Raw genomic sequence first — 19,758 nt, forward strand, 5'->3', positions numbered from 1 at the left:
CTATGCGACGGCCTCAGAGGTACTCGAGGTTGATCTCGCTGTCGGGGTGGAAGAAGACGCATGAGCCGGGCGTCGGGCGCACGTGGATCGTCATGTCCGCCTCGAGGTCCTTGAACCCCTGGTCCAGACGCATCACCAGCTGTCCGCCGCGCACGGCGGCGGTCATCGCGTCGGTCTCCAGCGTGCGGCAGTGGAGGAAGGCCTCCCCACCGAGCCGTTCGACGAGGCGCACCTGCAGCGGGACGGTGTCGGACCCGGCGGCCGCGGAGCCGGTGCCCACGATCTCCCAGCTCTCGGGGCGGACGCCGACGATCACCCGGTCGTCGGTCTTGGCGACGTCATCCCGGGGCAGTTCCAGGTCCAGGGCGTGCCGGGGCCCGAGCCGGGCGCTCCCGTCGGAGGTGACGGTGGCCCCGTCGATGAGGGTCATCGCCGGGGAGCCGATGAAGCCGGCGACGAAGGTGTTGCCGGGATGCTCGTACAGGTGGGTGGGTTCGTCGACCTGCTGCAGCACCCCTTCTCGCAGCACCGCGACCCGGTCGCCCATGGTCATCGCCTCGGTCTGGTCGTGGGTGACGTAGACCGTGGTCACGCCGAGCTCGCGCTGCAGCTCTCCGATCTGGGCGCGGGTGGAGACCCGCAGCTTCGCATCGAGGTTCGACAGCGGCTCGTCCATGCAGAACACCTTGGGGTTGCGCACGATCGAGCGGCCCATCGCGACCCGCTGGCGCTGACCGCCGGACATCTGCGAGGGCTTCTTGTCCAGCAGCGACTCGAGCTCGAGCATCGCGGCGGCCCGCTGCACCTGCTCATCGATCTCCTTCTTCGGCATCTTCGCGTTCTGCAGGGCGAAGGCCATGTTCTGGCGCGCCGACATGTTCGGGTAGAGGGCGTAGGACTGGAACACCATGGCCACGTCGCGGTCGCGGGCACGCAGCTCGGAGACGTCGACGTCGTCGATCAGGACGGACCCCTCGTCGATCGGCTCGAGCCCGGCCAGCATCCGCATCGCCGTGGACTTCCCGCTGCCCGAGGGCCCCACCAGCACCAGGAACTCCCCGTCGGCGACGGTGAGCGAGACCCGGTTGACGGCCGGGGCGCGGGAGGGGTCGTAGATGCGGGAGGCCTGCTGGTACTCGACGGTGGCCATGGTGTTCCTCGTGCTCCTTCAGGGGGTCGGACGGTCCGTCACAGGTTGGGGGTGATGTCCCGGTCGATGACCTCCTGCGTCTCCTTCTGCAGGTCCTCCATCACCGCGCTCACGTCCTCTCCGGCGATCGCGATCCGGTCCAGGCCGGCCCCGATGCGCTGGCCGCCGCCGCTGACGAACACGCGGGCGTAGTCCTGCGGCGCCGTGTTCTCGCTCAGCTGTCGGATCGCGGTCATCGCGTTGGGGTTCTCCTCGAGGTACGTCTTCTCCTCCTCGTCCTCCATCGCGGACTTGCGCACCGGCATGTACCCGGTGGCCTGGCTGAACGTGATGGTGTTCTTGGTGCTGGTCAGGAAGTCGGCGAACTTCATGGCCGTCACCTTGCGCTCGTCGCTGATCCCATCGGGGATCGCCACCCCGGCGCCGCCGGTGCAGGCGCCCGGCGTGGGGCCGGGCAGGTAGGTGGTGTGGAAATCGAACTCCGCCGAATCGTTCAGCCCGCCGAGCGACCCGGTGGACTGCAGCAGCCCGGAGGCGTTGTTGATGGCGAAGGAGTTCGTGGCGTCCTTCTCGATCTTGATGTGACCGGCTGCGACCTGCTCCTGCAGGAAGGTGGCCGCATCGATCGACCCCTGTTCGGTGAAGGTCGGGGTCCACTCCTCGGAGTACGCCCCGTCGAAGGTCCAGATCATGCCCTGGAAGTACCAGTCGAGGTAGTCCGACCCGTCGGGGACGACGACGGCGGGCTTGCCGTCATTGGCGTCCATGATCTTCGGCGCCCATTGTGCGAACTCGTCCCAGGTCTCCGGGCCGCGATCGGTGGGCAGCCCGGCGCTCTTCATCACCTCGGTGTTGAAGTACATCAGCGTCGTGGAGCGGGAGAACGGCATCCCGTAGTGCTTGCCGTCGTAGGCGTAGTCCTCGCGCAGGGTGTCGACGAGGTCGTCGGAGTCGACGCCGGCCTCCTCCCACAGGTCGTCCAGCGCCGTGGTCGCGCCGGTGAAGGCGAAGTTGAACCAGGTGACGTCCGAGGCCACGATCAGGTCCGGCAGGCCGCCGCCGGCCAGCGCCGCGTTGAACTTCTGGCCCAGCTCCTCATAGCTGGCGCCGCCGTCGATGAGCTTCGCCGGGGTGTCGGGGTTCTCCTCGTTCCAGGCGTCGATGATGGCCTGCTCGATGTCCTTCGAGCTGCCGGGGTGGTTGGACCAGAACTGGAGGGTGCCGTCGCCTTCTTCGCCCCCGCCGCCACCGGCCGAGGTGGAGCCGCCGGCGCAGGCACCGAGTGCCAGCGCCGCCGAACCGGCTCCGGCCATGCCGAGGAGGGAGCGTCGCGTGAGAGCCATGTCAATCTCCGTTTCGTGAGGTGCTGCTGGATCGTTGCGCGGTCGGCGGGTGCCGGCCGGGACGTGGGGGACAGGATGCTGAGGCTCGAGGAGGAGGGAGTGGGGATCCGGGGTGGGCGGCTCAGCCCTTGACGGCCCCGGCGGTCAGGCCCTTGATCATCTGCTTCTGCAGGATCAGGAAGACGAGGAGCATCGGAACGGTGGTCAGGACGGTGCCGGCCATGACCGGACCCCAGTTGGTCAGGCCCTCGTTGTCCTGGAGCTGGGTCAGGCCGATCGGCAGCGGGGCCACCTTGTCGGTGTCGGACATCAGGAACGGCCACAGGTACTGGTTCCACTCGTTGACCACGGTGATCAGCGTGAAGGCGATCAGGGTGGGCCAGGACATCGGCAGCACCACGCGGAACAGGCTGCGGAAGAATCCGGTGCCGTCGAGCTCGGCCGCCTCCATGACCTCCTTGGGCAGGGACAGGAAGTGGTTGCGCATCAGGAAGGTGCCGAAGGCGACCGCGGCCAGGGGCACGATGATGCCCTGGAAGGTGTTGCGCCAGCCCCAGCTGGCCACCAGGGCGTAGTTCGAGATCACGGTGATCTGGTTGGGCACCATGAGCGAGGCGATCACCAGCAGGAACAGCAGGTTCCGTCCGGGGAAGCGCAGGAACGAGAAGCCGTAGGCGCACATCACCCCGAGGCTCACCTCGACGACCGTGAGGATCGAGGTGATGATGATCGAGTTGCGCAGGTAGCGGTCGAAGCGCACCTCGTTGAGCACGTAGGAGTAGTTCTCGGGCACGAAGGGGTCGGGCCACCAGCTGATGGGATCCGTGTAGATGTCGCCGTGGGTCTTCAGCGAGGTGATGACGATGAAGTACAGCGGCACGAAGAACAGCAGCACGGCCACCGCCATCCCCGCGTAGCCGATGATCCTGCCCGAGCTGCCGCCCTGGAAGGCGATGCGGCGCGAGGCGGCGCGCTTCTTCTGGGCGGTGGTGAGCTCGGGCATGTCCTCGGGGCCCGTCCCGGGCACGGGCGGGAGGACGGCCTTGGCGTCGTCGGACATGGTCATGGCGTCATCTCCCGTCTAGTCCTGCTTGTCCTGCAGCTTGACCTGCACCAACGTCACGATCAGCACCAGCAGGAACATGATCGTGGCGACCGCGGCGCCGTAGCCGGCGCGGTTGTTGACGAAGGTCTCCTGGTAGATCTGGTAGATGAGCGTGGAGGTGCCGGTTCCGAACGGGCCGCCCTGGGTCATCACCTGGATGATGTCGAAGACGGTGAACGAGTTCAGCAGCACCGTCACCGACAGGAAGAACGTGGTGCCCTTCAGCTGCGGCAGCGTGACCCGCCAGAACTTCCGCCAGGGCCCGGTGCCGTCGATCTCCGCCGCCTCGTCCAGATCGGCGCGGCGACCCTGGAGCGCCGCCAGGTAGATGACGAAGGTGTAGCCGAGGTTCTTCCACACGTAGGTGGTCGTGATCATGAACAACGCCCAGCCGGAGTGCTGGTAGAAGTGCGGGGTGCTGACGCCGACCCAGTCCAGCACCGCCTGGATCAGCCCATAGCCGGGATCGAAGACGAACTGGAAGGCGACGCCGATCGCGGCACCGGAGATGACGTACGGCGCGAACACGATGGTGCGGACCATGCCGCGTCCGCGCAGGTGCTGGTCCAGCAGCATGGCCAGCGCGAGGCCGATCGCCATCGATCCGATGACCGCGACGACCGTGAAGATCAGGGTGTTGCGGGCGATCTGCCAGCTGGTGTCGTCGGTGAACCACTCGATGTAGTTCCCGAAGCCGATGAACCGCATGTCCGGCGAGGAGATGTTCCAGTTGTAGAAGGAGATGCGGAAGTTGTCGATCAGCGGGCGGTAGGTGAACACGGCCAGCAGCGCCATGTTCGGCAGGATCAGGGCCGCCGCGAGTCCGATCTGGCGCCAGTTGAGCGAGCGGGAGCGCTGGATCGGCTCCTCGTCGGAGACCGACTTCTCAAGACCGGGGATCGTGGGAGAGGTCACATCGGTCACAGTAGCCCCGCCGAACCGGCTCCCGACGGCGATCCGGTGACATCGCTGTGAATCCGTGACCTTCGGGGATCCGTGGGCCGTGCGGTGCTCCGTCGCCCCCGGTCAGCGGCTTGCCGTCGCGCTCACAGCGGCAGTCGGCCCGAGGCCCGTCGGCCTCCTGCCGCGGGGCTCACCGAGGCAGACGGCTCGAGATGCGTCGGCCGCCCGCCTCCGGTTCACAGCGGCAGGCGCACGTAGGTGGTCTCGAGGAACTCGGCGAGCCCCTCGTGGGAGCCCTCACGCCCCAGTCCCGATTCCTTGACGCCGCCGAAGGGGGCCGACGGGTCCGAGGCGACGCCCACGTTCACCGCGACCATCCCGGACTCGATCCGGCCGGCGACGTCCGCGGTCTCGGTGAGGTTCTCGCCCATCGCGTAGGCCATCAGCCCGAACTCGGTGTCGTTGGCGGCGGCGACCATCTCGTCGACGTCATCGAGCACAATGATCGGCGCGACCGGTCCGAAGATCTCCTCGCGGTTCACGCGGGCCTCGCGCGGCACGTCGGCCAGCACGGTGGGGGCATAGAAGAAGCCCGCCCGGTCCAGGCGCTTCCCGCCGGTGAGGACCTTCGCGCCGCGCTCGACCGCGTCGGCGACGAGATCCTCGACCTTGGCGAGCCCGGCCTCGTCGATCAGCGGTCCGAGGGTGGTGCCCGCTTCGATGCCGGGGCCGACCACCAGCTTCTCGGTCTCCTCCACCAGGCGCCGGGTGAAGTCCTCGGCGACGGAGGAGTGGACGTAGAAGCGGTTCGCGGCGGTGCAGGCCTCGCCGTTGTTGCGGTACTTCCCGAGCATCGCCGCGGTCACGGCGACCTCGACGTCCGCCGAGGGCAGCACCAGGAAGGGGGCGTTGCCGCCCAGCTCCATCGAGGATTTCAGCACGTGCTCGGAGGCCTGGGACAGCAGGGTCCTGCCCACCGGGGTGGAGCCGGTGAAGGACACCTTCCGCAGCCGCGCATCGGCCATCAGCGTGGAGCTCAGGCCCTTCGAATCGGAGGTGACCACGGCGTTGACCACGCCGGCGGGCACACCTGCCTCGGCCAGGATCTCCATCAGGATCAGCGAGGTCAGCGGGGTCTTCTGTGCGGGCTTGAGCACCACGGTGCAGCCGGCCGCCAGGGCCGGGCCGATCTTGCGGGTCCCCATCGACAGCGGGAAGTTCCACGGCGTGATCAGCAGGGTCGGGCCGACGGGGTGGGGCACGGTGAGGACCGCGGCGTCGGCCGACGGGGCGTGGCGGAAGCGTCCGGGCAGGCGGACCGCCTCCTCGCTGAACCAGCGCAGGAACTCCGCGCCGTAGGTGACCTCGCCATAGGCCTCCTTCAGCGGCTTTCCCATCTCGAGGGTCATGGCCAGGGCCAGGTCGTCCGCCCGCTCGTGGCACAGCTCGTAGGCGCGGCGCAGGACGTCAGAGCGCTCCCGGGGGAGGGTCGCCGCCCAGTCATCCTGCGCGGCGACGGCGGCGTCCAGCGCCCGGGGGCCGACGGTGGTGGCGTCGGCGTCGACCACCGTGGTCAGCGCGGCGCCGGTGGCGGGATCGAACACCGGGAGCGACGGGTTCCCACCCAGGAAGGCGCCGTCGACGAAGGAGCTGCGCGGCACGCGCTCCAGCAGGTCGGAGATGTGCTGATCGGTGATCTCGGGGAGAGTGGACGGGCCGGCCATGGGATCCTCCTGCGGTGACGGGGTTCCCTCCCAGTCTGCACCTGGGGGCCGGATCCGACGAGGGGACCGCGACCGCTCGGTCCGCCGGGCCGGGTCCTGCCGCGGGACCAACGTGACGGGTCCCGCCCCAGGTCCGGCGGGGCGGGCGCCGCCCCAGGTCCGACGGGGCGGGCGCCGCCCCAGCCGGTCGCCGGGCGTCGGCTGCTCGGCACCGGGCCGTCGCGGCGGCCCCGCCTCAGCTCTTCGCGGCGGCCAGGGAGTCGACGGCGCGGATCAGGCCCAGGTGGCTGAAGGCCTGCGGGAAGTTCCCGGCCATCCGCCCGGCGCCGCTGTCGAACTCCTCGGCCAGCAGGCCCAGGTCGCTCGCGCAGTCCAGCAGCTGGTCCATGAGCCGTTCGGCGTCCTCGATCCGCCCGGAGGCCGCGTACTGCTCGACCAGCCAGAAGCAGCACACCAGGAACGGGTGCTCATCGCCCGGCAGCCCGTCCTGGCCCTGGGTGCGGTAGCGCAGGATCAGGCCGTCCTGGGTGCTCAGCTCCTGCTCGATCCGCGCGACGGTGGTGAGCATGTGCGGGTCGTCGGCCGGGAGGAAGCCGGTGTGGGGGATCTGCAGCAGGAAGGCATCGACCTCGGTGCTGCCGTAGGTCTGGGAGAACGCACCGTCCTCGCCGACGCCGCGGGTCATGACCTCCTCGCGCACCTGGTCCCGCAGGCGCTTCCAGAGGGAGAGGTCCTCGGCGGAGGCGGGCAGGTCGTGGTCCTCGACGCCGCTGATCGCCCGGTCGAAGGTCGCCCAGACCATCACCCGTCCGTGCGTGAAGTAGGCGGGATCGCCGCGCATCTCCCAGATGCCCTGGTCCGGCTCGTCGATCCGATCCATGGTGTAGCGCACCAGCGCCTTCTGCAGCGGCCAGGACCAGATGGTCTCCTCGAGCCCGGCCTCGCGCATGGACGCGAGCGCGATCATCACCTCGCCCACGACGTCGGCCTGGTACTGGTCGGCGGCCCCGTTGCCGATCCGCACCGGCAGCGAGCCCTCGTAGCCCGAGAGGTGATCCAGCTCCCGCTCCAGCAGGTTCCGGTCGCCGGTGATCGAGTACATGATCTGCAGTCGCTCGGGGTCCCCGGCGATGGCGCGCAGCAGCCAGCGGCGCCAGGAGTCGGCCGCGTCGATGTGCCCGTGGGCGAGGAGCGCCTCCAGGGACAGGGCGGCATCGCGCAGCCAGCAGAAGCGGTAGTCCCAGTTGCGCACCCCGCCGAAGTCCTCCGGGAGGCTGGTGGTCGCGGCGGCGATGATGCCGCCGGTGCGGCGATGGGTCAGCGCGCGCAGCACCAGCAGGGAGCGGGCGACCGGTTCGGCGTACTCCTGGTCGACCCGCACCTGTCCCAGCCAGGAGGCCCATTCGGTGACGGTGCGCTCCAGCGCCGAGTCGACGTCGGGAGCCGCGGGCACGTCCTGCCAGGAGGGGAACCAGGTCAGCACCCAGCTGGCGGTCTCGTCGGCCGCGAGATGGTGGCGCCCCTCGTGGGAGCGGCCGTTCGGGGCGAGCTCGGGACCGTGCAGGGCCAGCCCGTCGCCGCCGGCGACGGCGATCAGCACGGGGTCGCCCGCGGCATCCTCCCCGCGCCGCACCCACGGCACGGCCATCCCGTACTCGAAGCGGATCTTCAGCTCCTGGACCACCTCGACCTCGCCCTCGGTGCAGGTCACCGAACGCATCAGATCCGAATGGTCCTCGACGTCCCCGGCCAGGGAGGAGGCGCTGCCCACCAGGGTCCCCGGGGCCGCCCCGGTGGCCGCGTCTCCGGAGCCGGTCGCGGCGGCGGCGTCCCCGTCGGCGATCGGCATCAGCTCGGTGACGACCGCGGTGCCGGTGGGGGAGCGCCACTCGGTCTCCAGCACCATCGTGGTGGGCAGGTAGCGGCGCGAGACCACCTTCCCGTCCGCGATCCGCAGCGACCAGTGCCCGTTCTCGTCGTCCCCGAGCAGGGAGCAGAACAGGGCATCGGAGTCGAAGCGCGGCAGGCACAGCCAATCGATGTCCCCCTGTCTGGTCACGAGCGCTGTGGCGCGCTGGTCGGACAGCAGGGCATGGTCTTCGATGAGCGGACTGGTCATGGCCCCAGTTCATCACGCACGGCCGGTCCGCGGGAGGCAACGACGGGATCCGCCCTCCTCGTGCGGCAGGTCGACGGTTCCTGCCGCGCACGGACGGCCACTGCGTCAGATCGGCCGGCCCTGCCCCGGGACTACGGTGGCAGGCATGACTGCACAGACCACTTCCGCGACCTCCGAGCTGTCCGTCGACGTCCTGGTGGTCGGGTGGGGCAAGGGCGGCAAGACGCTCGCCGCCACCCTCGGCGCCGCCGGCACCCGGGTGGCCATGGTCGAGCAGTTCGACCAGATGCACGGCGGCACCTGCATCAACATCGGCTGCGTGCCGACCAAGACCCTCGTCCACGACGCCGAGCAGCGCCGCGAGGACGACGACGCCCAGCAGTTCTGGGCCCGTGCCGTCTCTCGCCGCGACACCGTGGTGTCCACGATGCGCGAGGTCAACCACCACATGCTCGCCGACCTCGACGCCGTCACCCTGATCGATGGCCGTGCGCGCTTCACCGCCGAGCGCACCGTGGAGGTCACCGGCGGCGAGGACGTGCTCATGGTGACCGCGCCCGTGGTGATCGTGAACACCGGCGCCACCCCGGTCCGTCCCGATCTGGCCGGGATCGACGCGCCGCGGGTGCACGATTCCACCTCGCTGCAGCATGTCGACCCGTTGCCGGGCCGCCTGGTGGTGATCGGCGCGGGGCCCGTCGGCCTGGAGTTCGCCTCGATGTTCGCCGGCTACGGGGCCGACGTGACCGTGGTGAACCGGCGCGAACGCCTCCTGCCCGGTGAGGACGAGGAGGTCGCCGCCGGGGTGACCGACGTGCTGGAGGACGCCGACGTGCGGATCCTGCACTCGGCCTCGGCCGAGCGGATCGAGGACGGGCCCGACGCCGCCACCGTCGTGGTGCGCCGCGACGGCGACGAGCTGCGCCTCGAGGCCGAGGCGGTGCTGCTGGCGACCGGTCGCCGGCCCGCCACCGAGGACCTCGGGCTCGAGACCGCGGGGATCGACGTCGATGCCCGCGGGGCGATCGTGGTCGACGAGCACCTGCGCACCAGCGCCCCGGGCGTGTACGCGATCGGGGACGTCCACGGCGGGCAGCAGGAGACCTATCTGTCCTTGGACGACTTCCGCATCGTGCTCTCCCAGCTGCAGGGGGACGGGCAGCGCACCACCACCGACCGCGTCGCCGTGCCCACCACGACCTTCCTGTCCCCGCCGCTGGCGGCCGTCGGCCTCACCCGGGACGAGGCGCTCGCCGCCGGGCACGAGGTGCTGGTCGCGATCCAGAAGGTCGCGTCCATCAAGGCGATGCCGCGACCGAAGACCGTCGGCGATCCCCGCGGCCTGGTGATGTTCGTGGTCGATGCGCGGTCCGATCAGATCCTCGGGGCGCGGCTGCTGCACGTCGACGCCCAGGAGGTCATCAACCTGGTGGCGCTGGCGATGCGCACCGGCACGACAGCCACGCAGCTGAAGAACGGAATCTGGATCCACCCCTCCTCGGCGGAGTCCCTCAACGAGACCCTCGGGAAGCTGGCGCCCGTCACGGCCTGACGAGCCGGGACCACGGCCGACCCCGGCGGCACCGGCCCCGGACGCCGGGGCTGCCCGGATGCCGGAGCCCGTCGACATGTGTGCGCTGAGGACCGATGAATCCGTTCGCATCGGTCCTCAGCGCACACATGCGTGAGATCCCGGCGGGGGAGCGGCGCGTCGGCGCGGCGCGGCGCAGCGCCGACGCGGTGCGGGGTCGGGTCGGAGCCATTTCGCGCCAGGCGCTGCCGGTCGGGGTCGCCGAGTGCCGGCCGGGATCAGGCCTCGTCGGCCGGTGCCTCCACCGCGGACGGCTCCTCGCCGGTGACGAACTCGGCCAGGTGCTGCGACAGGGCCAGGCGGCTCGGCTCATGGCAGTACATCATGTGCCCGGCCTCGTAGTACTCGGTGCGGATCCGCTCGGTGTAGTCCTCACGCGGGATCGCGAGCTGGGCCAGCACGTGCTCGCTGGCATGGAACGGGGTCGCTGCGTCGTGGTAGCCGTGGGAGACCAGCACCTTCGTGTGCGGGGACTTGCGCAGCAGCCGCGCGAGGTCTGAGGCGACCTCGACGGAGCGGTTCTCGAAGTCCTGGTAGCTCCACGGGTGCACGCGCCCGGACATGATCTCGTAGACCACGTCGCTGGTGAAGTCGAGCTCGCGGCGCAGGTATTGGTTGATGGTCGCGGTGTAGGAGGGGGCGAGCTGGTCGATCGACGCGTCGGTCTCCATCTGCGCGGTGTTGCCGTCCCCCGCCGGGGCGGTGAAACGCCCGTCGATGCGACCGGTCAGCAGGCCCTGGTCGCGCAGCAGTTCGGCGAGGAACGCCAGGTGCTCCACGCGCAGGTTCGCGCGCTGGACCCAGTCGGGGTCCACCCCGATCAGCGCGCCGATCCGCGCGGCGGCCTCCTGCTTCTGCTCCGGTGCCAGGCGCGCCCCGGCGGCCAGCAGTGCCGGGTACTCCTGCTCGGCGAACGCCTCTGCCTCGTCGACCACGTCCTGCAGCAGCCGACCCTCGTGCTTGCCGTGCGCATGCGCGATCGCCGCATAGGTGGGCAGGTAGTGAATGTAGGGGCGGTCGTTGCCCTCGGCGAAGCGGATGGTGCCGAAGTCCAGCACCGGGGAGATCAGCGCGATGCCGGCGACCGCCACGTAGTAGCGGTCCATCAGCCGCGCGGCGACCGCGGAGGCGCGGGTGGTGCCGTAGGACTCGCCCGCCAGGAACAGCGGCGAGGTCCAGCGCTGGTTGCGGGTCAGCCAGTCGATGACGAAGGAGGCCATCAGGTCGCGGTCCGCGGCCAGCCCGTGGTGGCGGTCGCTCTTCGCTCCGGGCACGGGACGCGAATAGCCCGTGGTCATCGCGTCGACGACCACCAGGTCCGCCTGGCGCAGGATCGTCTCGTGGTTGTCGAGCAGGTGGTGCGGCGGGGCTGCGGGAGCACCGGCGTCGCCCGAGTCCACCCGGCGCGGGCCCAGCAGCCCCAGATGCAGCCACACCGTCGACGCGCCCGGCCCGCCGTTGAAGGCGAAGACGACCGGGCGCTCCTGGTCACCGGTGCCCTGGGCGACGTAGGAGACGGAGAACAGCTCGGCGTAGGCGGTTCCGCGCCCGTACTCCTCGCCCTCGGGCTCCTCCCTCAGCACCACGGTTCCGGTGGTCGCCGTGTAGTCCATTGCGCCGTCCGGCAGTGCCAGGGAGTGCAGTGTGGTGACCAGGTGGTCCTCGCGCTTGCCGGCGTCAGGGCCGGCGTCGGTGCCGGGGACGTTCCTCGAGGTGTCGGGGGAGGGGGTGGTGGGCTCAGCGTTCACTCGTGCTCCTTCGTCGGATCCGGCGTCGACGTCGATGCTATGCGAGTGGGGTGACGGGGTGCCGGGGCCTGTGGAGCGGGGCGCACCCGGCCCGGGGGCGCGCCGTCCGCCGACACGTGTGCGCGCCGTCCGCCGACACGTGTGCGCTCCGACGGCCAGGTGCCGGCCTGACATCACGCGCTCGGCCCGACGACACGCGGTCCGGGAACGCCGATTCCCCCGATCCGCACCGTGCATGGTGCGCATCAGGGGACTCGGTGGCCGATCGCCGGCGTGTCCCTCCCGTGAGAGAGCGGGGGTCGGTCGTCGGCGTGTCAGTACGGCCGGAAGTCCGTCCGGTCCGGAGACCCTGCTGCTCAGTCGTCCAGCGGGGCGATGTCGTGGGGCTCCTCCGCGCCGTCCTCGTTGTCGCGGACGACCATGCGGATCGGGTCCACCCTGGTCCAGACGATGAAGGCGATGGCCACGATGACCATGGCCAGGCCCGCCCAGAGGTTGGCGTTGAGGCCGTCGGTCTTGGCGGCGGCACCCTCGTCGAAGGCGAAGATGCCCATCGCGACCAGGATCAGGCCGAACAGGCCCAGCAGCGTGCCGATGAAATTGCGGATGTCGAAGGCGCCCGCGGTCTCGACGTGCTCGGACTCGGGCACAGCGCTCGCGCCGTCGGGGGCTTCCTGAGGGGTGGGGGTCATGACGAGCTCCTTAGGCGAAGAGGAAGTTCAGGGCGACGACGAGGACCAGGGCGATGCCTGCCATCGGGACGGGACGACGCCAGAACGGCATGTCCGCTTCCTCGGGATCGACCAGGTCGGCCTTCGGGGTCTCGGAGTAGACCAGGCCCTTCAGCTCGAGGACGGGCTTCGGTGCGGTGAACTGCGTGACCACCACGGAGACGACGATATCGACGACGAACGCGGTCGCGGCGCTCATGAAGGCGAGCCCCTGGCCCGGCAGCGTGAACACGTCGAAGAACGTCGAGGAGGACCACAGCGCGACGGCCGAGAGCGTGCCCGCCACCAGACCGGACCAGCCGGCGGCCGCGGTCATCCGCTTCCAGAACATGCCCAGGATGAACGTGGCGAACAGCGGGGCGTTGAAGAAGCCGAACAGCGTCTGGAGGTAGTCCATCAGGTTGGAGAACTGCCCGGCGATCAGCGCGGTGAAGATCGCGATCACGCAGGCCGCAGCCGTCGCGATGCGCCCCACCATCGTGTAGTGGTGATCGGGGGCGTCCTTCTTCACGTACTGCTGGTACAGGTCGTAGCTGATCACGGTGTTGAAGGCGGAGATGTTCGCGGCCATACCGGCCATGAACGCGGCCAGCAGGCCGGCGATCGCGACGCCCAGCAGGCCGTTGGGCAGCACCTCGCGCATCAGCAGCAGCAGGGCGTCGTTGTAGGTGACTCCGGTGGCGGCGGCCCCGGCGGAGTCGCCGGCGTGGTCGAGCTGCTTGAACTCCGTCAGCTGGCCCACCAGCACCGCGGCGATCATGCCGGGGATGATCACGATGAAGGGGATGAACATCTTCGGGAAGGCGCCGATGATCGGCGTCATCCGGGCGGCGGTGATCGACTTGCTGGCCATCGCGCGCTGGACCTCGACGAAGTTCGTGGTCCAGTACCCGAAGGAGAGCACGAAGCCGAGACCGAACACGATGCCGACGACGGACAGCACGGGGCTGTCGAAGCCGGACAGTGCCGTACCGGGCCAGGAGTGCAACTGCTCGGACCCGAGCATCCCGTCACCGGCGACCCGCTCCTTCATGCCGCTCCAGCCGCCCACGCGGTGCAGGCCGACGAGGGTCAGCGGCAGCAGGGCCGCGACGATCACGAAGAACTGCAGCACCTCGTTGTAGATCGCGGCGGAGAGGCCGCCGACGGTGATGTAGAACAGCACGAACGCCGCGGCGACGATGAGGCCGACCCACTGGGGCCAGCCCAGCAGGCGGTGGACGATCATGGCCAGCAGGTACAGGTTCACGCCGGCGATCAGCAGCTGGGCGATCGCGAAGCTGATCGCGTTGACCAGGTGCGCCCCGGTGCCGAAGCGCATGCGCATGAACTCCGGGACGGACCGCACCTTGGAGCCGTAGTAGAACGGCATCATCACGACGCCGAGGAACAGCATCGCGGGGATCGCGCCGACCCAGAAGTAGTGCATCGTCGGCATGCCGAGCTCGGCGCCGGTGGCGGACATGCCCATGATCTCGACGGCGCCGAGGTTGGCGGAGATGAAGGCGAGGCCGGTGACCCAGGCGGGCAGCGAGCGGCCGGAGAGGAAGAACTCGATGGAGTTGGAGACCCCGCGTTTGGCGTACCAGCCGACGCCGAGCACGAACACGAAGTACAACGCGATGATCGCGTAGTCGATCCACTGAGCATCCAGGCGGATGTCGACCATGGGGACCAGCTTTCCGGAGGAGGAAGGGGAAGGGGGCGCCTCGAGGGGCGGCGCCCTGTTGCGCGCGCCTCGGGGCGGCGGATCCTGACCGCCGGGCGGATACGCTACCACCGGAAGGGGTCTCCCGCGACGGCGACCTACGGCAATCGCAGGACAATTCTGGCGTGACTATGGTATGCGGGAGCTCGCCCGGCCCGGCAGTCCCATCCGGTCCCCGGCCCTCTCTCCCCGGGCCTCTCCCCGGCCCTCTACCCCCGGCCCTCTACCCCCGGGACGGCCGACCCCCCCCATGCCGAGATCTGCGCAGGTGTTGCCAAGGTGCCTGGTGGGACCGGGAACGCAGAGGTCGGTTCTGGGGTGGGGTGGGGGTGCTGGCTGGCGGGCTCCATTCCCTGCCGAGATCTGCGCAGTTGTTGCCAAGGTGCCTGGTGGGACCAAAAACGTTGAGGTCGGCTCTGCCGGGAACGTTGAGGTCGGCTCTGCCGGGAACGTTGAGGTCGGCTCTGCCGGGAACGCAGAAGTCGGCTCCGCCGGGAACGGGGACGTCGGTTCTGGGGTGCGTGGCGGAGCCGGCTGCACCGTCAGTGCGGGGCTCGAATCGAGCAGGGGTGGGACTCCTCGGGAACTTCGCGTACGATCACGATCGATCCGTGAACGTTCACGCCTCGGTGGTGCCATGACGCACCCGGGTGGCCACGCTCACAGAGAACTCGAAGACGAGGAAGGACAAGGAGAGCGATGAAGCCACGTCTGACCCGGCGCACAGCGCTGGCGGGGTCCGGGGCAGCGATGCTGGCCGGCCTGGCCGCCTGCGCACCGCCGAGCCCCGGCAACGTCAACAACGAAGCGATCATCCCGCCCAGCGACGGTCCGGTGACCCTGAGTTACTGGGCCTGGTTGAAGGACCTGCAGAAGGTCGCTGACATCTTCAATGAGAAGCAGGACCGGATCAAGGTGGAGACCACCTGGATCCCGGGCGGCAACTCCGGCGGCTACGCCAAGATCCTCTCCGCGGTCTCTGCGGGCGGCGGACCGGACATCGCGCAGATCGAGCTGCGCCAGGTTCCCGAGTTCGCCCTCGCGGGCGCGCTGACGGAGCTGACCCGCTACGGTTTCGCCGACCAGGCCGACGCCTTCGACCCCGGCGCTCTCAGCCAGATCAAGGTCGGCGAGTCGTACTGGGCCGTCCCGCAGGACACCGGCCCGGTGGCCACCTTCTACAACCGCGAGGTCCTCGAGGGGGAGCTCGGGCTGCAGCCCCCAGCCACCTGGGAGGAGTTCCGCGAGACCGCCGGAGTCGTCTCCGAGGCCGGTAAGAACCTGATCACCCTCGACCCGTCGGACGGTTCCCACCTCATCTCCTGGATGATGCAGTCCGGCGCCGTGTGGTTCCGGCCCGAGGGTGACGCCTGGATCGTCGACATGACCGGCGACGCCTCGATGCGGGTCGCCGAGTTCTGGGACGAGATCCTCGCCGCGAAGATCATCGGCACCGGATACGGCGCCTTCTCCACGCCGTGGATGGCGGCCGCCGGCGAAGGCAACGTGCTGGCCACCATCGGCGGCTCGTGGTCCGACGCACTCGTCGAGTCGGTGCCGAACGGCAAGGGCAAGTGGGCCGTGTCCCCCATGCCCACCTGGCCCGACGGGTACGCCTCCGGCGCCCATGGCGGCTCCTCCGCCGCCGTGCTGTCGACCAGCAAGCATCCTGTCGAGGCGCTGGAGTTCCTCACCTGGATGTGCACCGACCCCGACGGCATCGACGCGATGATCAAGTACTCCGGGATCGGCTGGTCGCCGGCCAAGGACTACATCGGCGAGTCCCGTCAGGAGCCGTCGGAGTTCTTCTCCGGACAGAACTACAACGAGGAGGTCATCCTGCCCATGGCGGAGGGCCAGAACCTCGAATGGACCTGGGCTCCGATGATGCAGCGCGCTTCTGCCATCGTCGGCGACGGCATGACGACGGCCGTCAGCGGGGAGGTCCCGCTGGTGGACATGCTCCCGCAGGTCCAGACGGAGATCGTCAAGATCATGCGGGAAATGGGCTTGAATGCGGAGGAGGCACGATGAGGTCCAAGACAGCACCCTGGCTCCTGCTGGCCCCGTTCCTGGTGGTGTTCATCGGGACCATGATCATTCCGATCATCATGGCGATCGGGTACTCGTTCAGCTCGGTGGAGCGCTCCGGCCTGCTCGGCGAGGGAGGAATCACCAACAGCTTCGCCGGCTTCGAGAACTACATCAAGGCCCTGTCGAACGCGAACTTCGTGGAGTCGATCGGACGCATGGTCCTGTTCGGCGCCGTGCAGGTGACCGTGATGATCGTGGCCGCCACGATCCTCGCGCTGCTGCTGGAGAGCGCCAGCGCCAAGTGGCCGGGCTTCTTCCGGGCCACCTACTTCCTGCCCTACGGGATCCCGGGCGTGATCGCCACGATCCTGTGGTCGTTCCTGTACATCCCGGGGCTGAGCCCGATCGTGGACGTGCTGAGCTGGGTGGGTCTCGAGATCGACTTCCTGGGCCCCAACATGGTGCTGTGGTCGATCGCGAACATCGTGACCTGGACGTACACGGGCTACAACATGCTCATCATCATCGCCCAGCTCAAGGCGATCCCCGGTGAGCTCTATGAGGCCGCGAAGATCGACGGCGCCAACGGCTTCCGCGTGGCGACGGCGATCCAGCTGCCGCTGATCCGGCCGGCTCTGCTGCTGACGGTCATCTTCTCGATCATCGGCACCCTGCAGCTGTTCGCCGAGCCGCGACTGATGCAGACCATGAGCGCCGGGATCACCTCGGAGTACACCCCGAACATGTCCGCCTACGCCTTCGCGTTCCAGTACAACGACATCGGCATGGCGGCCGCGCAGGCCGTGATCATCGCGGTCTCCGCGTTCCTCCTCTCGGCGGTTGCGCTGGGAGTCTCCTCCTGGACGGAGAAGCGTCGATGACCACCTCGAACACCACGCAAGACACCACGACAACGGACGAGCGCCGTCAGGCGTCGGCCGCCAAGCGGGCCGGGCGCGAGACCCGCGCCGGGGCCCGTGACGCGGGGCGGAAGCCCACGACGACCATCCTGGTCACCGCGATCCTCGTGATCGTGGCGATCTACTTCCTGATCCCCGTCTACTGGGTCATCATCAACGCCACCAAATCGACCGAGGACCTGTTCGGCACCTCCGGCTTCTGGTTCGGGGACAGCTTCCAGCTGTGGGAGAACGTCAAGGCCGTGTTCGCGGCCAACAGCGGGATCTTCCCGCGCTGGGGGCTGAACTCGGTGCTGTACGCGGGCGTCGGCTCCGTGCTGGCCACCTACTTCGCGACCGCCGCGGGATATGCCCTGGCCAAGTACCGCTTCCCGGGACGCCGGTTCGTGTACGTGCTCGTCCTGGGCGGTGTGCTGGTGCCCGGAACCGCCGTCGCACTGCCGCTGTTCTTCCTGTTCAGCTCGATCGGGCTCACCAACACCTACTGGGCGGTGTTGATCCCGTCGCTGGTCAGCCCGTTCGGTCTGTTCCTGGCCTCGATCTATGCGAGCGCCGCGGTGCCCGACGAGCTGCTCGAGGCCGGCCGGATCGACGGCGTGGGGGAGATCGGGCTGTTCCATCGCCTCGCGCTGCCGCAGCTGACTCCGGCGATCGTGACCATCGTGCTGTTCCAGTTCGTGGCGATCTGGAACAACTACATGCTCCCGCTGGTGATGCTGGCCGACGAGAAGCTCTACCCGATCACCCTGGGCCTGGACAACTGGCGGGCCCAGACCGACCGGCTGCCGGAGTTCTACCAGCTCACCACGACCGGCGCGCTGCTGTCGGTGATCCCGCTGGCGATCCTCATCCTGGTGCTGCAGCGCTTCTGGCGCGGCGGCCTCACCGAGGGCTCCGTCAAGGGCTGACCTCCCGCCGCCGAGGCGGCATTCCTGCGGGGCGGCTTCGCCCGGCCCGACAGCCTTGCCCGGCGGGGCGGCCCCGCCCGGCGCGACAGCCTTGCCCGGCGGGGCGGCCCCGCCCGGCGCGACGCGATTGTGCGCTGTGCTTCCGTAGTTGGAAGCACAGCGCACAATCACGGTCTGGGGGACTCCGGTCGCGGGGCACGATCGCGTTCCGGACGCCGCGGGTCAGGGGGCACGATCGCGTTCCGGACGCCGCGGGTCAGGGGGCACGATCGTGTTCCGGCGGCGTCGGACGAGGACGAACAACGTCGATCCGAGGTCCGGGTCGCTTGCATCCGCGGGCTCCCTGCTCTTCGATGAGGGCATGACCGCCGCCGCTCGCCGCCCCGGAGTCCGCCGACGTTCCCTCCTCGCCGCCGGGGTGACCCTGCCCGCCCTCACGGGACTGGCCGCCTGCGACGGCGGGGGCGAGCCCGGCGAGGTCGGCGCGCCCGACGTGGTCGCCGAGGTGGACCGCGAGGCACCGGGCCCCGTCGAGGACGTCGCCGCGCTGACCTCCCCGTTCACCGCCCGACTGCTCGGCGCCCTCGACCGTGAGGCGGTGAACCTCGTGTGCTCCCCGCTGTCGGCCCAGGTGGCGCTGTCCATGGCCGCGCTCGGCGCCGCCGGGGCTACGCGGGAGCAGATGGAGCAGGTGCTCGGCGGCGCCGTCGACGACGTGGCCGCGGCCGCGAACACGCTGACCCAGGTGCTGGCGTCCGTCGGCGACGAGGAGCGGGAGGAGGACAAGGAGGGCGACCCCGAGCCCGCCGTCGCGACACTCGTGAACGGCACCTGGGTGCAGGAGGACCTCGCCCTCGAGGACGACTTCGTCCAGGGTCTGGGCCGCTGGTTCGGCAGCGGCGTCTATCAGGCCGACTTCGCCGACGACGGCGCACGGGAGAAGGCCCGCGAGCGGATCAACGGCTGGGTCGCCGACGCGACGAACGACCTCATCGAAGACCTCGTCCCCGACGGCATGCTCGACGCCGCCACTCGCCTGGTGCTCGTCAACGCCCTGCACCTGAAGGCCGCCTGGCCGCAGCCGCTCACCGCGGCGGGCGGCACCTTCACCGCGGCCGGCGGGGAGGAGCTCAGCGTCGAGATGCTCTCCGGCACCACCGACAGCTGGTACGAGGACGAGCTGTGCCGAGCCACGGCGCTGGAGACCCACGGATCGCAGCTCTCCCTTGCCCTGATCCGGCCCACGGAGGACGTCGCCACCGTGCTCGACGCCTGGTCCGAGACGGCCGACGCCGTCGCCGGGGGCGGTGCCGAGGCCGCCGGCGGGTCCGGTTCCGGTCTCGCCGCCGTGCTGGCCGGCCTCCAGGACTCTCGGGCGAGCACCGAGGTGACGCTGCCCGGGTTCGACATTGAGTGGCAGGACCAGCTCAAGGGTCCGCTCTCGGAGCTCGGGATGGCCGATGCCTTCACCGATGCCGCCGACTTCTCCGGGATCACCTCGGAGGAGGAGCTGATGCTCACCCACGTGGTCCAGAAGGCGGTGATCACGGTCGACGAGGAGGGCATGGAGGCCGCCGCCGCGACCGCCGTGGGTGCCGGCGCGTCGTCGGCGCAGGCGGACGTGCACGAACTGGTCCTGGACGTGCCCTTCCTCTATGTCGCCTTCGAGACGAGCACCCGCGCGCCGCTGGTCCTCGGCTGGATCGGGGACCCGACGCGGACGCGGTGAGACGGCTCGTCCGTCGGCCCCGCCACCACCCACGGACCTCGCGGG

At 69.7% G+C, this 19,758-nt stretch carries 14 protein-coding genes; 5 read left to right on the forward strand and 9 right to left on the reverse strand.

What is annotated here, in order from left to right:
- Positions 1-13: 13 nt before the first annotated feature.
- The 6 genes from JOF44_RS21015 to JOF44_RS14925 form a co-directional block, all read right to left on the reverse strand.
- Positions 14-1,150, reverse strand: a complete 1,137-nt coding sequence (locus JOF44_RS21015) for an ABC transporter ATP-binding protein (RefSeq protein ID WP_209893054.1) — start codon at positions 1,148-1,150, stop codon at positions 14-16.
- 38 nt (positions 1,151-1,188) lie between these two features.
- A complete protein-coding gene (locus JOF44_RS14905; protein ID WP_209893057.1) occupies positions 1,189-2,493 on the reverse strand; it encodes an ABC transporter substrate-binding protein in 1,305 nt (434 codons plus the stop codon).
- Positions 2,494-2,614: 121 nt separating this feature from the next.
- A complete protein-coding gene (locus tag JOF44_RS14910) occupies positions 2,615-3,559 on the reverse strand; it encodes a carbohydrate ABC transporter permease (RefSeq protein WP_245348965.1) in 945 nt (314 codons plus the stop codon).
- Between the two features lie 15 nt (positions 3,560-3,574).
- Positions 3,575-4,513 carry a carbohydrate ABC transporter permease gene (locus JOF44_RS14915; protein ID WP_342591803.1) on the reverse strand — a complete coding sequence of 313 codons (939 nt, stop codon included), beginning with the start codon at positions 4,511-4,513 and terminating at the stop codon, positions 3,575-3,577.
- Positions 4,514-4,737: 224 nt separating this feature from the next.
- Entirely contained in the window at positions 4,738-6,225 is a 1,488-nt protein-coding gene (locus JOF44_RS14920; RefSeq protein ID WP_209893060.1) for an NAD-dependent succinate-semialdehyde dehydrogenase, read from the reverse strand.
- 235 nt (positions 6,226-6,460) lie between these two features.
- A complete protein-coding gene (locus tag JOF44_RS14925) occupies positions 6,461-8,344 on the reverse strand; it encodes a glycoside hydrolase family 15 protein (protein ID WP_209893063.1) in 1,884 nt (627 codons plus the stop codon).
- Between the two features lie 145 nt (positions 8,345-8,489).
- Here JOF44_RS14925 and JOF44_RS14930 point away from each other — a divergent pair, with 145 nt between their 5' ends.
- On the forward strand, positions 8,490-9,896 hold the full coding sequence (locus JOF44_RS14930; protein ID WP_209893067.1) for a dihydrolipoyl dehydrogenase family protein: 1,407 nt from the start codon (positions 8,490-8,492) through the stop codon (positions 9,894-9,896).
- 257 nt (positions 9,897-10,153) lie between these two features.
- Here the strand turns inward: JOF44_RS14930 and JOF44_RS14935 are convergent, their stop codons facing one another.
- The 3 genes from JOF44_RS14935 to JOF44_RS14945 form a co-directional block, all read right to left on the reverse strand.
- On the reverse strand, positions 10,154-11,683 hold the full coding sequence (locus JOF44_RS14935; RefSeq protein ID WP_342591804.1) for a S10 family peptidase: 1,530 nt from the start codon (positions 11,681-11,683) through the stop codon (positions 10,154-10,156).
- Between the two features lie 356 nt (positions 11,684-12,039).
- Complete coding sequence (locus JOF44_RS14940) at positions 12,040-12,375, reverse strand: hypothetical protein (RefSeq protein WP_209893070.1); 336 nt, start codon at positions 12,373-12,375, stop codon at positions 12,040-12,042.
- 10 nt (positions 12,376-12,385) lie between these two features.
- The gene (locus JOF44_RS14945; RefSeq protein ID WP_209893073.1) at positions 12,386-14,083 is read right to left on the reverse strand and encodes a sodium:solute symporter family protein; all 1,698 of its coding nucleotides are present in this window, start codon (positions 14,081-14,083) and stop codon (positions 12,386-12,388) included.
- 738 nt (positions 14,084-14,821) lie between these two features.
- Here JOF44_RS14945 and JOF44_RS14950 point away from each other — a divergent pair.
- From JOF44_RS14950 to JOF44_RS14965, 4 genes are all read left to right on the forward strand, one after another.
- Positions 14,822-16,156, forward strand: a complete 1,335-nt coding sequence (locus JOF44_RS14950; RefSeq protein ID WP_209893075.1) for an ABC transporter substrate-binding protein — start codon at positions 14,822-14,824, stop codon at positions 16,154-16,156.
- Positions 16,153-17,037, forward strand: a complete 885-nt coding sequence (locus JOF44_RS14955) for a carbohydrate ABC transporter permease (protein WP_209893077.1) — start codon at positions 16,153-16,155, stop codon at positions 17,035-17,037. Before JOF44_RS14950 ends, JOF44_RS14955 begins: the two co-directional genes overlap by 4 nt.
- Entirely contained in the window at positions 17,034-17,984 is a 951-nt protein-coding gene (locus tag JOF44_RS14960) for a carbohydrate ABC transporter permease (RefSeq protein WP_209893079.1), read from the forward strand. Before JOF44_RS14955 ends, JOF44_RS14960 begins: the two co-directional genes overlap by 4 nt.
- A 361-nt stretch (positions 17,985-18,345) precedes the next feature.
- On the forward strand, positions 18,346-19,713 hold the full coding sequence (locus JOF44_RS14965; RefSeq protein ID WP_209893082.1) for a serpin family protein: 1,368 nt from the start codon (positions 18,346-18,348) through the stop codon (positions 19,711-19,713).
- Positions 19,714-19,758: the final 45 nt, after the last annotated feature.

Source organism: Brachybacterium fresconis, from assembly GCF_017876515.1.
In the GTDB taxonomy this organism is placed as follows: Bacteria; Actinomycetota; Actinomycetes; order Actinomycetales; family Dermabacteraceae; genus Brachybacterium; species Brachybacterium fresconis.

What these genes read in the sequence shown, in the direction of transcription:
- JOF44_RS14965 (WP_209893082.1), top strand. Translation starts at nt 18,346, where the DNA reads ATGACCGCCGCCGCTCGCCGCCCCGGAGTCCGCCGACGTTCCCTCCTC.
- JOF44_RS14950 (WP_209893075.1), top strand. Translation starts at nt 14,822, where the DNA reads ATGAAGCCACGTCTGACCCGGCGCACAGCGCTGGCGGGGTCCGGGGCA.
- JOF44_RS21015 (WP_209893054.1), bottom strand. Translation starts at nt 1,150, where the DNA reads ATGGCCACCGTCGAGTACCAGCAGGCCTCCCGCATCTACGACCCCTCC.
- JOF44_RS14905 (WP_209893057.1), bottom strand. Translation starts at nt 2,493, where the DNA reads ATGGCTCTCACGCGACGCTCCCTCCTCGGCATGGCCGGAGCCGGTTCG.
- JOF44_RS14920 (WP_209893060.1), bottom strand. Translation starts at nt 6,225, where the DNA reads ATGGCCGGCCCGTCCACTCTCCCCGAGATCACCGATCAGCACATCTCC.
- JOF44_RS14940 (WP_209893070.1), bottom strand. Translation starts at nt 12,375, where the DNA reads ATGACCCCCACCCCTCAGGAAGCCCCCGACGGCGCGAGCGCTGTGCCC.
- JOF44_RS14960 (WP_209893079.1), top strand. Translation starts at nt 17,034, where the DNA reads ATGACCACCTCGAACACCACGCAAGACACCACGACAACGGACGAGCGC.
- JOF44_RS14955 (WP_209893077.1), top strand. Translation starts at nt 16,153, where the DNA reads ATGAGGTCCAAGACAGCACCCTGGCTCCTGCTGGCCCCGTTCCTGGTG.
- JOF44_RS14930 (WP_209893067.1), top strand. Translation starts at nt 8,490, where the DNA reads ATGACTGCACAGACCACTTCCGCGACCTCCGAGCTGTCCGTCGACGTC.
- JOF44_RS14925 (WP_209893063.1), bottom strand. Translation starts at nt 8,344, where the DNA reads ATGACCAGTCCGCTCATCGAAGACCATGCCCTGCTGTCCGACCAGCGC.
- JOF44_RS14910 (WP_245348965.1), bottom strand. Translation starts at nt 3,559, where the DNA reads ATGACCATGTCCGACGACGCCAAGGCCGTCCTCCCGCCCGTGCCCGGG.
- JOF44_RS14945 (WP_209893073.1), bottom strand. Translation starts at nt 14,083, where the DNA reads ATGGTCGACATCCGCCTGGATGCTCAGTGGATCGACTACGCGATCATC.